This is a genomic window from Nocardia sp. NPDC101769, from assembly GCF_044766925.1.
Taxonomy (GTDB): domain Bacteria; phylum Actinomycetota; class Actinomycetes; order Mycobacteriales; family Mycobacteriaceae; genus Nocardia.
The window spans coordinates 124195-138020 of sequence record NZ_JBIWMX010000026.1; the positions used below are offsets into that span (position 1 = coordinate 124195).

General features: G+C 69.6%; 14 protein-coding genes and 1 riboswitch. Of the genes, 2 read left to right on the plus strand and 12 right to left on the minus strand.

The window, feature by feature from the left end; translation table 11 throughout:
- Positions 1-328: 328 nt before the first annotated feature.
- The 7 genes from ACIRRA_RS32755 to ACIRRA_RS32785 are packed head-to-tail and all read right to left on the minus strand — an operon-like array spanning position 329 to position 7088.
- Positions 329-934: a peroxidase-related enzyme gene (locus ACIRRA_RS32755; protein WP_402776275.1), complete on the minus strand. Its 606-nt coding sequence runs from the start codon at positions 932-934 to the stop codon at positions 329-331.
- On the minus strand, positions 927-1490 hold the full coding sequence (locus ACIRRA_RS32760) for a hypothetical protein (RefSeq protein WP_402776278.1): 564 nt from the start codon (positions 1488-1490) through the stop codon (positions 927-929). The genes ACIRRA_RS32755 and ACIRRA_RS32760 overlap by 8 nt, the downstream gene beginning before the upstream one ends.
- Complete coding sequence (locus ACIRRA_RS32765; protein ID WP_402776281.1) at positions 1487-2503, minus strand: LLM class flavin-dependent oxidoreductase; 1017 nt, start codon at positions 2501-2503, stop codon at positions 1487-1489. Before ACIRRA_RS32765 ends, ACIRRA_RS32760 begins: the two co-directional genes overlap by 4 nt.
- Positions 2500-3249, minus strand: a complete 750-nt coding sequence (locus ACIRRA_RS32770) for an ABC transporter ATP-binding protein (RefSeq protein ID WP_402776284.1) — start codon at positions 3247-3249, stop codon at positions 2500-2502. The genes ACIRRA_RS32765 and ACIRRA_RS32770 overlap by 4 nt, the downstream gene beginning before the upstream one ends.
- On the minus strand, positions 3242-4111 hold the full coding sequence (locus ACIRRA_RS32775) for an ABC transporter ATP-binding protein (RefSeq protein WP_402776287.1): 870 nt from the start codon (positions 4109-4111) through the stop codon (positions 3242-3244). Before ACIRRA_RS32775 ends, ACIRRA_RS32770 begins: the two co-directional genes overlap by 8 nt.
- Positions 4092-5927, minus strand: coding sequence for an ABC transporter permease (locus ACIRRA_RS32780; RefSeq protein WP_402776290.1), 1836 nt, complete (start codon positions 5925-5927; stop codon positions 4092-4094). The genes ACIRRA_RS32775 and ACIRRA_RS32780 overlap by 20 nt, the downstream gene beginning before the upstream one ends.
- Positions 5928-7088, minus strand: coding sequence for an ABC transporter substrate-binding protein (locus ACIRRA_RS32785; RefSeq protein WP_402776293.1), 1161 nt, complete (start codon positions 7086-7088; stop codon positions 5928-5930).
- Between the two features lie 162 nt (positions 7089-7250).
- Positions 7251-7366, minus strand: a riboswitch (SAM riboswitch).
- A 91-nt stretch (positions 7367-7457) separates the two neighbouring features.
- On the opposite strand from ACIRRA_RS32785, the gene ACIRRA_RS32790 reads away from it, so the two are divergent.
- Positions 7458-7940 carry a TIGR00725 family protein gene (locus ACIRRA_RS32790; protein ID WP_402776296.1) on the plus strand — a complete coding sequence of 161 codons (483 nt, stop codon included), beginning with the start codon at positions 7458-7460 and terminating at the stop codon, positions 7938-7940.
- A 52-nt stretch (positions 7941-7992) separates the two neighbouring features.
- Here ACIRRA_RS32790 and ACIRRA_RS32795 read toward each other — a convergent pair whose 3' ends face one another.
- Positions 7993-8631, minus strand: coding sequence for an HAD family hydrolase (locus ACIRRA_RS32795; RefSeq protein WP_402776299.1), 639 nt, complete (start codon positions 8629-8631; stop codon positions 7993-7995).
- 258 nt (positions 8632-8889) lie between these two features.
- On the opposite strand from ACIRRA_RS32795, the gene ACIRRA_RS32800 reads away from it, so the two are divergent.
- Entirely contained in the window at positions 8890-9738 is an 849-nt protein-coding gene (locus ACIRRA_RS32800) for a GNAT family N-acetyltransferase (RefSeq protein WP_402776302.1), read from the plus strand.
- 20 nt (positions 9739-9758) lie between these two features.
- Here the strand turns inward: ACIRRA_RS32800 and ACIRRA_RS32805 are convergent, their stop codons facing one another.
- The 4 genes from ACIRRA_RS32805 to ACIRRA_RS32820 form a co-directional block, all read right to left on the minus strand.
- Positions 9759-10172, minus strand: a complete 414-nt coding sequence (locus ACIRRA_RS32805) for a MarR family winged helix-turn-helix transcriptional regulator (RefSeq protein WP_402776305.1) — start codon at positions 10170-10172, stop codon at positions 9759-9761.
- Between the two features lie 61 nt (positions 10173-10233).
- Entirely contained in the window at positions 10234-10659 is a 426-nt protein-coding gene (locus tag ACIRRA_RS32810) for an SRPBCC family protein (RefSeq protein ID WP_402776308.1), read from the minus strand.
- A 152-nt stretch (positions 10660-10811) separates the two neighbouring features.
- Positions 10812-12845, minus strand: a complete 2034-nt coding sequence (gene fusA, locus ACIRRA_RS32815) for an elongation factor G (RefSeq protein WP_402776311.1) — start codon at positions 12843-12845, stop codon at positions 10812-10814.
- A 285-nt stretch (positions 12846-13130) separates the two neighbouring features.
- Positions 13131-13478 (minus strand): YrdB family protein, encoded by a 348-nt coding sequence (locus ACIRRA_RS32820; protein WP_402776314.1) that lies wholly within the window; start codon positions 13476-13478, stop codon positions 13131-13133.
- Positions 13479-13826 lie beyond the last annotated feature (348 nt).

Sequence of the window (13826 nt, forward strand, 5' to 3'; positions counted from 1 at the left end):
GGCACGAAACCCGCCGACACGGGCATAAAAAGGACCCGATCCTCTCGTCGGAGATCAGGCCCTTCCAGATCACCCCGGCTTCCGCGCAGTAGCCGAAAGATGGCGCTCGCGTGGCTACTTGGCGGAAACGCACGAAGAGCCGGTTGCCGGCAGCTCGAGAATGGCCTGAACGAGAACATCCGAAAGGAAGTTCGCCAAGGTGGTGCTCCGATCCGCCGGAGTGCCAGCGCCTTCACTGACTGTTTGCCCTCGGCACGATACCGATCCGGCGCCCACGCAGGGAAGATTTCCCATGAACTTTCTAGAATTTTTTTGAGAAAGCCCTAGATCAGGCCGGGACCTCCGGCTCGCCCAGAGTGAGCATGAGCCGGTTGGCCCACGAGAACGAGGCGGCGGACAGCACCAGATCGTGCAGCTCGGCGGAGTCGAAACCCAGCTCTCGCAGCCGCTTCAGATGATCGGCGGACGCGCGCGGCGGATTGGCGGCCAGCGCGTCCACGAAATCGATGACGGCGTCCCATCTTTCGTCGATCCGCACCTCATTGCCCTCGTCCAGCAACCGCTGCACATCCGCGACACGCTTGGACAGCGCAGAAGTGAAACGCGAATGAACGGATGCGCAGTACTCACACCCGTTGTGCCGGGAGGTAACGGTCGCCGCGAGTTCGCGCTCGGCGCGGATCAATCCCCCTCGACCGTAGAAGATCGCTCGGTCATTCGCGCTGCGCTGCGCCAGCACCTCGGCATTGCGCGCGAGTAGCCGGAAGTAGGGGCCGACACCCCGGTCACCCTCGAGCAGGGGGCGCTGCAACTCATCGGCATCGGCCAGCACGATGGGTTCCACCCACGGCACCCAGTCCAGCTGCTCCTGGGTGAATCCCCTTGGCCGCCGCGATATCTCGACACTGCGCACCTCGCGCCCGGACTCACTCATCATCCGCTCCGATCAGTCGCAGCCCGGCCAGCAGCCGGACCTGGAAGTGCACGAACCCGATGAGCTGCGCCACCGTCACGATGTCGCGCTCGGACAGGCCGGCCGCGGCCAGCGCGTCGATGTCCGCGCGGGCAATGGACGCCGGCGCGGAGGTCACCCGGGCGGCGTGCCGCAGGATGGCCGCCAGCACCGGATCGCCCTCCGCCGGAGTGGTTCCCAGCGCCGCGTAGTGCGCGGCCAGCTCCGGCGCGCCGGCCAGCTCGGCGACGGCGACCGCCGCCGCGATCAGCCGCTCCCGTCCGACGCTCGCGGTGGCCGGGCCGTCGAGCAGCGCCTCGAATGCCCCCTGCGAATGTTGGATTACCTCCGGGCGTGTCGCGCGCACGGCGCGCACCGATTCGGCCCGCGCACCCAGCACGGCATCGATGACATCGGCGCGGCGGCCCACTGCGCCGCCGCGCGAGCCGGCCGGGCCGGCCGCATCGGAAACACTCTCTCCGGCCACTTCCGTTGCGGCAGGCGGCGTGTCGTCATAGGCGGGGGGTGCCTCGGTCACCGGGTGGTCCTTTCGTCGGGTCGCCAACCCAGTTGCGGCGCGACCTTGGTGGCGATGAGTTCGATGGAGCGCAGGGTGGCGGCGTGACCCGGGTCGACCGGATGCGCCTGCACGATGAAGTCGGTGGCATGCCGCAGCGCCGCGTCCTCCGACAGCTGCGCCACCACCTCGTCCGGGGTGCCGACGTAGATGTCGCGCAGCACTTCGCCGACGAATTCCGCCACTTCGGGTCCGCCGTTGCGGCCGAGCTGATCCAGGAACCGGGCCGCGCCGCGCTCGGCGAGGGCGACCGCCTCGTCGTGGTCGTCGGCCACGAAAACGCCCCGGGACGCGCCGATTCGCGGTTCGACGCCCGCGGGCAACGCGTCGAGGTAGGCGTCGACCAGCGGTTGCTGGATCTGCCAGAGGGTGGCGGCCGGCGCGGCCGGATCACGCGGCTGGGCCTTCGACAGCAGCAGTCCGTCACCGGCCCGCCCGGTCCGGGCCGCGCCCCCGGCCGAGAAGGTGGCCTGCCACAGGCGGCGACGCAGCCCCGCGGCGGGCGGGTTCAACCCACGGTCACCGACCAGCGGCGTACCGTCCAGGGCCGCGGTCACCCGCGCCAGTTTGCTCGCGTACACCAGCTGCCGATCCGCGCCGGCCAGGTCGAACAGGTCGAAGGCGTGCCGCGACCCGCCCGCGCCGAAGCCCAGCTCGAGCCGCCCGCCCGACAGCTCGTCCAGCACCGCCGCGTCCTCGGCGACCCGGATCGGATCCTCCAGGGCCAGCGTCACGATCGCGGTCCCGAAGCGGATGCGCGGGAAGCGGGCGGCCGCGTGGGCGAGGAAAACGAACGGGGACGGCAACCCGCCCTCGGCCGGATCCAGGTGATGCTGCGCCACCCAGGCGGTGTCGTAGCCGAGCCGTTCGGCCAGCCCGATCTGCTCGAGGGCCTGCCGGTACACCGTGCCCGCGTCCTCCGCCGGATCGGAGCGGACCAGGCGGGTGAAGAAGCCGAGCCGTTGCGGGGTCATGTGGTCACCTTTCCGAGGTAGGCGTCGCGCACCGCCGGATCGCCGACGAGTTCCGCGGCCGGGCCGTGCAGCACGATCCGCCCGCTGCGCAGCACATTGGCGGTGTGCGCGATGCTCAGGGCCAGCTCCGCCTGCTGCTCGACGATCAGGATGGCCAGGCCCAGCTCCCGATTGAGCCGGGCGATCTCCTCCAGTACCCGATCCACGAACAGTGGCGACAATCCCATGGTGGGCTCGTCCATGCAGATGAGGCGCGGTTTGCTCATGAGCGCGCGGGCGAAGGCCAGCATCTGCTGCTCGCCGCCGGAGAGCGTGCCCGCCCGCTGGGCGCGCCGCTCGGCCAGGCGCGGGAAGTGGCCGAATAGCTCGGCGGCGCGCGCGGCCAGCACCGCGCGGCGCTCCCTGCGGATGTAGCCGCCGACGAAGAGGTTCTCCTCGACGGTCATGGCCGGGAAGACGCGCCGGGCCTCCGGGACCGAGGCCAGCCCCGCTCGGATGCGCGCCGACGGGGGCGTCGTACTCACGTCCGTGCCGTCGACGCGCACCGTGCCGGAGGACGGTTTCAGCAGGCCGAGCGCGGTTTTCATGGTGGTCGACTTGCCCGAGGCATTGCCGCCCAACAGCGAGACGATCTCGCCGGGCCGCACCCGCAGGGAGACCTCGTCGAGGGCCCGGGACGAGCCGTAGTGCACCACCACCCGGTCGAATTCGAGGATCGGCGTGGCGTTCTCGTCGAACTCAGACATCCGCGCCGACCTTGCCGCCGGCCCGGCTGCGCCCGAGGTAGGCCTCGATGACGCGCGGATCCGCCAGCACCTCGGCGGGCGTGCCCTGGGCGATGATGCGCCCCTCGTCGAGCACGAGTACCCGGTCGGACAGTTCGTGGACCAGGTCCATCTTGTGTTCGACCAGCAGCACCGTCTGGCCCTGGGCCTTCAATTCGGCCAGCTGTCTGCCGATTTCGGCGGTCTCGGTCTGGTTCATGCCGGCGGCGGGCTCGTCGAGGAGCAGCAGGCCGGGTTCCGCGGCGAGCGCCCGCGCGATCTCGGTGCGGCGGCGATTGGCGTAGGACAGCGTGTAGGTCGGATGGTCGGCGCGCGGCACCAGACGTTCGGAGAACCGCGCGAGCTGGGCGTCGATGCGTGCGGCCGACGCCCGCCGCTCGGCCCGCGCCGCCGGTGTCGGCACCAGCGCCACTGCCAGCTCGGCGAGCAGCGAAATCCATTTCAGCACCGGCACATTCGCCAGCATGCGCAGTGGCCGCGCGGCGCGCAGCGTGGGCTGCAGGCCCACATCGACGTTCTCGCGGACGGTCATATTGCCGAACACGCGGCCGTTCTGGAAGGTCCGTGCGATCCCCGCCGCGGCAGCCGCCTCCGGGCGACCGGGGCGAATCCTGGTGCCGTGCACCAGGACTGCCCCGGCATCCGGCTTCAGCACACCGGAGATCAGATTGACCGTCGTCGACTTCCCGGACCCGTTGGGCCCGATGATCGAGACGAATTCACCGGGCGCGATGGAGAATTCGACCAAATCCACGGCCCGCACACCGCCGAACGAGCGTCGCAGACCGGTGACCGTGAGCACATCAGGCGTTGACCGGGACACGATTCCTCCTCACCAGAACTCCCTGCGGCCGGAACCGCACCACCAGCAGCAATATCAAGCCGTACAACACGATTCGCCACGATGGCGCCAGCCGCAGCAGCTCCGGCACCCCGATCAGCACCACCGCGCCCAGCACCGCGCCGTACGGCGAGGCGGTGCCGCCCAGCACCAGGATGGTCACCACCAGCAGCGACATGGGCAGGTTGAAGACCGTCGGGTCGATGTAGGAGTACTGGTGGGCCAGCAGCGCGCCGCCGATGCCGGAGAAGAACGCCGCCACCGCGAAGGCCAGCGCCTTGTAGTCGCGCACCGGCACCCCCGCCGAGCGGGCGGCCACCTCGTCGGCTCCGATGGCCCGGATGGCGATCCCCAGCCGGGACCGCTGCACGCCGACGATGACCGCCAGCACGATGGCCAGCACCACCAGCTCCAGCCGGAAAATCTGGGTGTGCGTGGTGAATTCGTATCCGAACAGGCTGGGCGCGGGGATCCCGAAGATACCGTAGCTGCCGCGCGTCACCGGCTCCCAGTTGCGGATGATCGCCACCGTCACGATGCCGATGCCCAGCGTCGCGATGGCCACATAGTGCCCGCCCAGCCGCCACAGCGGCGCGGCCAGCACCGACGAGGCCACGGCCGCGACGAGGCCCGCGGCCACGATGGCGGGCAGGAAGGCCCAGCCGTGCGACACCGTCAGCACCGCGGAGGTGTACGCGCCGATGGCGATGGGACCCGCCTGCCCGATGGCCAGCTGTCCCGCCGACCCGGCCACCAGCGTCATGGAGACCGCGATGATGGCGTAGGCCAGGATCTGGGTGCCCACCGAGATGCCGTAGTCGTCCGCGATCAGCGGAATCGCCACGCCCGCAACGGCGAACGCGATCAGCGCATGCCACCAGCGCACCCGTGGTTCCCGCCCCGACCCGAGGAAGGTGCCGGTCATGGGCTCGTATTCGATAGCGGGCGGCCGGGCGAGCAGGCCGCCGGGCCGCAGCACCAGGAAGAGCACCAGCAGGCCGAAGGTGATCAGATCCCGATAGCCGTCACCGAACCAGTAGATGCCGAACGCCTCCACCAGCCCGAGCACGAAACCGCCGAGGACCGCGCCCGGAATCGACCCCAGCCCGCCGATGGTGGCGGCCACGAACCCGGTCATGCCGACGATGCCGCCGCTGGTCGGCGAGATGTTCGAGTTGTAGAGGCCGACGAAGACGCCTGCCAGCCCACCCAGTCCGGAGGCGATGGCGAAGGCCAGCGACTGCACCCGGCCCACGCCGATGCCCATCTGTGCGGCGGCGTCCGGGTCCTGCGCGGTGGCGCGAATGGCCAGGCCGTGGCGGCTGTAGCGCAGGAAGGCCCAGAGTCCCGCCATCACCGTGAGGGTGAGGGCGAACATGACCACATCGGAGGTGCCGAACCGCACCCCGCCGACCCGGAAGTTGTTGGTGGGCAATACCTGTGGGAAGGGCCGGGTGTCGGGCCCGAACACCAGGGCGACCACGTTCTCGATGATCAGCCCGACCGCCACCGTCGCCAGCAGCGCGGCGATGGCCGGGGCTCGCCGCAGCGGCCGCACCGCCAGGATGTCGATGGCGACACCGACCAGCGCCGTCGCCGCCACCACGATGACCAGCGCGGCCCACCAGGGCACGCCGTGCTGGGCGATCAGCCACCAGCCCAGCACCGAACCGAACGCGAAGATCGAGCCGTGTGCGAAGTTGATGACATTGCCGACCCCGAAGATGAGGGTGATGCCCACGGCGATGAGCGCGTACGCATTACCGTGCACCAGACCCGCGATGAGCGTGTCCAACATCTATTTGGCGCTTCCGACCGGCACGAATTTGCCGCTGCGCAGCTCCAGCTCGATCGGCTTCACGCCGCTGGGCCGCCGCGTCTGCTGATCGAATACGAAGGTGCCCAGGCCGATTCCGTCGAAGTCCTTGATCTCACGCAGGCCCTTCAGCACGCCCTCTCGGGTGGCGCCGCCGGTCTTGGCGGCCTTCACCAGCACATTCAGCGCGTCGTAGGCGTAGACGTTGAAATCGCCGGGGTCGGTGTCGAACTTGGCGCGGAACTTGGTGACGAAGCTCTGGATCTTCGGGCTCGGATCCGACGGCGTGAAGACACCGTTGACGATGTCGCCCTCGGCCGCCGCGCCCGCCAGATCGATGAACTGCGGGGTGTTCTGGCCGGCGAAGAGCTGCCCGGTGAACCCGACATCACGCAGCTGCTTGACCACCAGCGCGCCGTCCGGGCCGTAGCCGAGGTGCACGAAGGCGTCCGCGTTGGCGTCGCGGCCCTTGATCAGCACCGGCCGGAAGTCCTGCGAATCCGGCAGGATGGCCGAGGAGTAGGCGATCTCGATGCCCTTCTCCTTGGCGAACTGCTCGAAGAATTTGAAAGCCTGCTTGCCCCAGTCGGTTTCGAGGTAGACGACGGAGACCTTCTTCGCCTTCGACCGCACCCACTCGGCATTGCGCTCCATGTACACATCCAGCGTGATGGAGGGGCTCCACGAGTAGTCGCCTGCCTTGGTGAAATCCACCGAGGAGTTGGTGAACCCGTACTGCACCAGCTTGCCGCGGTTGTACACCGGCGAGGCCGCGATGGAGGCGGGCGAGGAGAAGTCGCCGAGCTCGGCAATGATGGACTTGTCGCCCACGAACTTGGTGGCGATCGGCACCGTCTGCTTCGGATCCGACTGCGAATCCTCCCATTTCAGCGCGACCTTCTTGCCGTCGATCCCGCCCGCCGCATTGATCTCGTCCAGGGCCAGGTCGAAGCCCTGCTGCCAGAGCCGCCCGTACTCGGCCGACCCGCCCGTCTTCGGGCCCGACACCCCGAAATACACGGTGTCCGACTTGCCGTCCGACGACCCGTTCCCGCACGCCGACAAGAGCCCCGCCACCACGGTCGCCGCCGCCACACCCACCAACACCCGGAATCCACGCGACCCGGACCAGTTCCTGCTCATTACTACCTCTGTACTCGCGCACCGACACCTCGTCGGGGCATAGGGACTCGACCGCGACCGCGAAGGCGTACGGTGCGGGAAAGAGAATCGCCCGCATGGAATTCGGGCGCTGGACCTCAGCCGTTGGCCGGGCGGCATCCAGACATGGACCTGTGCTCCTTCGACTAGCGCTTGCGGGCCCGCGTGGACACCGCCTGGTCGTCACCCGGGGCACCCCACCGCCGCGCGAGGGTTGCCGATCAGCGAGCCGGGGCTCGAACATGCTGATACTCGTGACCGTGGGTAGAACGGTAGCCGCGGCCACCGCACGCTGACACCATTCGAATCACCCTGATGCCAACGACCCATCCACCGACGAGAGGAAAGCCCTTGCCACCCCTGCAAATTGCCGTCTGCGGCCCCAGCACCTGTACCGGCACCGAGTCCGCCGCCGCCCGCGAGGTGGGCCGCCTCCTCGCCGCGGCGGGTGCGACCGTGCTGTGCGGCGGCGGCTCGGGTGTGATGACCGCCGTCGCCGAGGGCGCCTCCAGCGCAGGCGGACTCGTCCTCGGCATCCGCCCCGACAGCAACCGTGACGCGGCCTGCCCCGGCCTGTCCGCGGCGATCTATACGAATATGGGCGAGGCCCGCAATGCCATCCTGGTGGCCTCGGCCGACGCGGTTATCGTCGTCGGCGGCTCGTGGGGCACCCTGTCCGAGCTGGCGCTGGCGCACCACCGCGGCATTCCCGTCGTCTCACTGCACGGCTGGCAGGTACGCGACGCCGACGGCTACGCGGTCGACGCCTCGATCCCCGCCCTCGACCCCGCCCACGCCGTGGCCCTCGCGCTCGCCCCGCCGATCTATCCGTGAACGCGTGAACCGCGCCCGGCCGGTGCGCCGAGAACGGTTGCGAATCAACCGGTTACGCGGCGAGGTGGGCGGCCAGCCAGACCGGGAACTCGGTCAGATCGCCGAGCACCACATCCGCGCCCGCGGCCGACAGCTCCTCGGCCGCATAGGGCCCGGTGGTCACCGCCACCGACACCGCGTCGGCCACCTTGGCCGCCCGCACGTCGCCGAGATGATCCCCCACATAGATCGAGGCCCCACGCTCCCGCAGCACCTCGCCCTTCTCCTCCGCCCAGGCCCCGCCGACCAATTCGTCGACCGCCAGCCCGAGATGATCGAGATGCAACTGCGCGTGCGGCCCGTTCTTCGCCGTGATCACCAGCACCCGCCCACCGGCCCGATGCACCGCCGCCAGCGCATCGACCACCCCCGGCAGATGCTCCGACGCGTGCACCGCCAGATCCGGATACAACTCCCGGTACATCGCGACGATCCCGGGCACCTCGTGCTCCGGAAACCACTGCGCCGCCTCGTGGGCCAGCGGCGGCCCGAGCCGTGACACCACCAATTCCGAATCGATCGCCACCCCGGTCCTCGCGGCCACCGCATCCCACACCGCCGCAATCCCCGGCCGCGAATCGATCAGCGTCATATCCAGGTCGAACCCGACCACCAGCCCACCGGCGACTGCACCCGAACGATCAACACGCATCCCCAGACCCTACGACCCACCCCCACCGCACCCGACCACCGTCGCACCCACTCAGGACCGTGCGCGGCGCGATACCCACCGGCCGGGCCGAACCCGAACGGTGAAGCCCGGCCGCTGAGGAGGTCCGCACCACCCGCGCTTCCCTGCGCTGCGGCATTTCGGGGATCCGGCAGGCTGTGTCGTGACGACCTGGGCCGCAGGCTCGGCCGGACGGAAATTCGCGGGCATGTCCATGCGGCCCGAATTAGGCTCGGGCGCATGCCGAGCGATCAGGGAACGCTTTTCTGTGGGACGGAGCTGGCGGCGCGGATCGAGCGGGTCGAAGCGGAGTTCATTGCGAAGGGCAGTGCGGCGGCCGCGGACCGGCTGGGAGTCGATGCGGGGTTCGTACTACCGGTGGCGGGCGGGGTGGCGTCCTTCGCCGAGGAGGGGTCGCCGCTGAACAAGGTGGCCGGGCTCGGATTCGCGGGGAGGCCCGAGGCGTCGGAACTCGACGAGATCGAGCGGTCGTTCGCGGCACGGAAGACGCCGGTGCAGGCCGAGTTCTCGCAGCTCGGCGATCCGGGTGTCGGCGAACTCCTCACCGGGCGCGGGTATCGACTGGTGTCGTTCGAGAACGTGCTCGGGCTCGAGCTCGGCGGCGAATGTGCCGCGGTGGTCGCCGACGGTGTCGACGTGAAGCCCAGTGGCGAGGACGAGTTCGACACCTGGCTGGCGGTGGTCGCGGAGGGTTTCGCGCATCCCGATACCCAGGGTGTGGCGTCGCACGAGGAATTTCCGGCCGACGTCATCGCCCGGGCCCTGCGGGATCTCACCGGTGCCGCGGGGATGCGGCGATATCTGGCCCGGCGTGACGGGCGGGTGGCGGGCGGGGCGAGCCTGCGCATGTCCCAGGGCGTCGCCCAACTGACCGGCGCGGCAACCGATCCCGCGCATCGGCGGCACGGGGTGCAGTCGTCGCTGCTGTCGGTGCGCCTCGCCGAGGCGACCGCGGCGGGCTGCGATATCGCGGTGGTGACCACCCAGCCCGGCTCGAAGTCCCAGCAGAATGTGCAACGGCTGGGCTTCGGGCTGCTCTACACGCGGGCGATCCTGGTCAAGCCCTGATCAGCCCGGTCATGTCCTGATCAGCCCGGCAGCCGGTGTGCGGCAATCGGTTTCAGGTGTTCGCGCAGCAGGTCGCCATCGTCGCCGAAGAGCTGGGCGTCGGTGTCGACGGCGGTCTGCACGCCCTGGCTCACCAGTCCCCGTCCGGCGGAGGTCAATTCGATGCGCAGGACCCGGGCGTCGGCCGGATCGGCGCGGCGGAGGAGCAGACCGCGCTCCTCCAGCCCCCGAATCACCTTGGACGCCATCATCCGATCCGAGCCGGACATGTCGGCCACCTGCTGCTGGGTCGGCAGCTCGCCCTCCCGGCTCAGCCAGCCCGCCGAGGCCAGCAGGTTGAACTGGGTGGGGGTGAGGCCGAGCGGGCGCAGATTGCGCTCCAGCGTCGCCCGCCACTCCAGCGCAGCGTGATGCAACCAGAAGCCCGGACTCATCAGCGGTCCTCGCGGCACGCCACGCGCCTGCCGCGAAGCTCCCGGCGCCCGCCCCGATGATTCAGTCACGCCGTAGCGCCTCCTGTTCCAGTGCCGCGAAGGTCAGCGGCATGTCCGCGCGCATGGCCTTCTCCCAGACGAGTTTGAACAAGGGCCCGAACAACCCGTGCACCTCGACATTCTCGGCCACCCGCACGGTGCCGTCGCCGAGGGCCTCATAGGTGCGGTGGCCGCGCAGCTTGCCGAACGGAATACCCGCCTCACTGGTCCACGACTGTCCCGGCTCCACGGCGACGATGGTGAACGGTCCCGCCGGCGCCCCCTTCGGCTTGACCCACCCGGTGGTCCCGACCGCGAACTCGCCGTCGATGCGGGACTTCTCCTCGTGCGGGTCCCATTCGGACCAGCGGGCCACATCGGTGGCGACCGTCCAGATTTTGTCGATGTCACCGGTGATCACGGCCTCTTCGGTGAACGAGTACATCATGACTGCCATCTCCCCTCGGGAACTTCTGTTGTTGCGACAACAGTAACCGTAGTCGCGACAACAATCAACCCCCACCGCTGACTCGATGACCGCCAGCGGTGCCCGATGACGGACGGCATCGATATGCCGCCGCCACCGGGCACCGGTCGCCCTTACGGCGCGAGGGCGTGGCCGAGCGGGCGCGTGGTGAACGTGCCCCGGCCCTGTGTGCGACTGCGCAAACGGGTTGCGTAGCCGAACAATTCGGCCAGCGGCACCGTGGCCGTCACCACCACGACGCCGGAGCGGGCGACCGAACCGGTCACCCGGCCGCGCCGGGCGGCGAGGTCACCGAGCACCGCGCCGACATGGTCCTCCGGCACGGTCACGGTCAGCTCCACCAGCGGCTCCAGCAATGCCATGGCGCTGGCTCGCAGGGCTTCCCGCAGCCCCAGACGGCCCGCGGTGCGGAACGCCGGCTCCGACGAATCCTTCGAATGCGTCGCGCCATCGGTGAGCGTGACCCGGACCCCGGTGACCGGATGACCCGCGAGCGGACCCTCCGCCAGGGCGTCCCGGCAGCCGGCCGCCACCGCACGGACGAACTCCGCCGGCACCCGGCCACCGACCACCGTCGACACGAACTCGAATCCCGTTGCCCCGGGCTCGGATTCGCGCAGCGGCTGCACATCGAGCACGATGTGTGCCCACTGTCCGGCTCCGCCGTCCTGCTTGGCGTGCCGGTAGGTCAGGCCCTGGACGCCGCGCACCACGGTCTCCCGGTACGCCACCTGCGGCCTGCCCACGGTCACGCTGAGCCCGCGGTCGCGGCGCAGCTTCTCCACCACGACCTCGAGGTGCAGTTCGCCCAGTCCGGCCAGCAGGGTCTGCCCGGTCTCCGGGTCGGTCCGCACCGTCAGGGACGGGTCCTCCTCGGCCAGCCGGGCCAGGGCCGCCGCCAGCTTCTCGGTGTCCGCGCCGGTCCGCGCTTCGACTGCCACCGACATCACCGGCTCGGTGGGAGCCGGAGGTTCCAGCAGCGCCGGGGCGTCCGGCGCGCACAGGGTCGCGCCGACCCGCACGGCCTTCGGGCCGACCAGCGCGACGATGTCGCCCGCCACCGCAGCCTCGACCTCCGCGTGCCGGTCCGCCTGCACCCGCAGGATGCGCGCGACCCGCTCGCGTCGACCGCCGCCCACGTCCAGCACGGTGTCGCCCTTCCGCAGGATGCCCGAGTAGACGCGCACGAAGGTGAGCCGCCCGGTCGGCGTGGCATGCACCTTGAAGGCCAGTGCCGCACACGGTTCCGCCGGATCCGCGGCGCGGACGTCGTCACCGGCCCCGACCGCGGGCCGGTCCAGTGGTGACGGCAGATATGCGACCACGGCGTCGAGCAGCGGCTCGATGCCGATATCGCGATAGGCCGCGCCGCACAGCACCGGCACCACCTCGCCGGCAAGGGTGAGCTCCCGCAGCGCGACGGCCAGGGTCTCGGCGGACAGGCCGGAACGTTCGACGAACTCCTCCAGCGCCACCGAATTCCGCTCCGCCACCGCCTCTTCCAGTTCGCGTCGGCGTTGCGCAACCTCGTCCGCGAGGCGATCCGGAACCGGGCCCGCCACCAGACCGTCCTCCCACGTGAGGGCACGCAGGTGAACCAGATCCACCACGCCGGCGAACACGTCGCCGGTGTACACCGGCAGCTGGACGAGCACCGGAACCGGATGCAGCCGTTCGCGAATCGAGGCGACCGCGGCCGTCAGGTCGGCTCCGGCGCGATCCATCTTGTTGACGAACGCGATCCGGGGCACGCCGTAGCGGTCGGCGCGCCGCCATACCGATTCGCTCTGCGGCTCGACACCCGCCACAGCGTCGAAAACCGCTACCGCGCCGTCCAATACCCGCAGCGACCGCTCGACCTCATCGGAGAAGTCGACGTGCCCCGGGGTGTCGATGACGGTGAGCCGGTGCCCGGCCCACTCGCAGCTCACCGCCGCCGCGAAGATGGTGATGCCCCGATCCCGTTCCTGTGGATCGAAATCGGTGACGGTGGTGCCGTCGTGTACCTCGCCGCGCCTGTGGGTGATCCCGGTGAGAAACAGCATCCGCTCGGTCACCGTGGTCTTCCCGGCATCCACATGCGCGAGAATTCCGAGATTCCGAACGACTGCCAAAGTTTGTCGAGAAATATTGGTACGCACGGTCATACGTCCTTCGTGCTGATCCGAAACAGAACAGCGCGATTCCCCCGGACAGGGCAGACGCCCCGGGGGTACTCAGTACCGGCCGCGCAGCCGGCACCGAGCCGGCGAGGACACCAGGATCACCTCGAAGCGCGGGCGGGCCACGACGACGTCGCGATGAACGCGCATGATCGGCCCCTTCCAGCTCTCCAGTCCGGCGGAATCTCCCGCTCCGCCGTGCGACCGTAACAGTGCAACGTTCTCGGTGTCGCGTGAATTTCCCAGGGGCCCAGTCGAGCTCGTCCGCTGCTACATCGACAGGTGCCCGACATGGATCACCGCCAGATTCGCGACGACCAGGGCCGGGAAGGCGATCGCGGCCGTTCGATGCCCCAGCTGCCAGAGCCCGGCGGCCGCGCCGCCGAACACCACGACCTTGGTGGCCACCGCCACCGCGGGGATCGCGAAACTCGCCTGCGGCGCGGCGAACATACCCCACAGCACCATGGCCATCAGGGCGACTCCGCCACCCAGTAGCACCTTGGCGATCCGGCTGCGACCGGTACGCACACCCCAGTAGGCCAGTGCGCCCACGGCGACGAGTTCCAGCACGAAGGCGAGAGTCAGGTTGACGGCTGTCCAGGCGGTGGTGATCATAGCTACTCCGAGATCGATGCTCTCAATTGAGACCAATGATCTCTCAACCGAAGGCATCGAGTCAAGAGCAGTGCTCTCGCTCTGTGATCGGGGGCGGAAATGCCAAGGGCCCCCGGCACAGTGCCGGGGGCCCTTGGACGGCGAGGAGAGCGAAGTACGGCTGATCACCAGCTCGCCCAGATCCCAACTCACACAGGCATCTTCGCAACCTTCAATGCCCCGGCCCAGCGAATTGCTCGCCGACCGAGGAGTACCCAGAAAACGCCGAAGGCCCCCAGCTGATGCTGGGGGCCTTCGCGAAGGATGTTCCGGCGGTGTCCTACTCTCCCACACCCTGTCGAGTGCAGT

Excerpts from the sequence above, each read along its gene's own strand:
- ACIRRA_RS32810 (WP_402776308.1), bottom strand. The coding sequence starts at position 10,659 with ATGATGTACTCGTTCACCGAAGAGGCCGTGATCACCGGTGACATCGAC.
- ACIRRA_RS32805 (WP_402776305.1), bottom strand. The coding sequence starts at position 10,172 with ATGAGTCCGGGCTTCTGGTTGCATCACGCTGCGCTGGAGTGGCGGGCG.
- ACIRRA_RS32800 (WP_402776302.1), top strand. The coding sequence starts at position 8,890 with ATGCCGAGCGATCAGGGAACGCTTTTCTGTGGGACGGAGCTGGCGGCG.
- fusA (WP_402776311.1), bottom strand. The coding sequence starts at position 12,845 with ATGACCGTGCGTACCAATATTTCTCGACAAACTTTGGCAGTCGTTCGG.
- ACIRRA_RS32820 (WP_402776314.1), bottom strand. The coding sequence starts at position 13,478 with ATGATCACCACCGCCTGGACAGCCGTCAACCTGACTCTCGCCTTCGTG.
- ACIRRA_RS32785 (WP_402776293.1), bottom strand. The coding sequence starts at position 7,088 with ATGAGCAGGAACTGGTCCGGGTCGCGTGGATTCCGGGTGTTGGTGGGT.
- ACIRRA_RS32770 (WP_402776284.1), bottom strand. The coding sequence starts at position 3,249 with ATGTCTGAGTTCGACGAGAACGCCACGCCGATCCTCGAATTCGACCGG.
- ACIRRA_RS32755 (WP_402776275.1), bottom strand. The coding sequence starts at position 934 with ATGAGTGAGTCCGGGCGCGAGGTGCGCAGTGTCGAGATATCGCGGCGG.
- ACIRRA_RS32795 (WP_402776299.1), bottom strand. The coding sequence starts at position 8,631 with ATGCGTGTTGATCGTTCGGGTGCAGTCGCCGGTGGGCTGGTGGTCGGG.
- ACIRRA_RS32765 (WP_402776281.1), bottom strand. The coding sequence starts at position 2,503 with ATGACCCCGCAACGGCTCGGCTTCTTCACCCGCCTGGTCCGCTCCGAT.
- ACIRRA_RS32780 (WP_402776290.1), bottom strand. The coding sequence starts at position 5,927 with ATGTTGGACACGCTCATCGCGGGTCTGGTGCACGGTAATGCGTACGCG.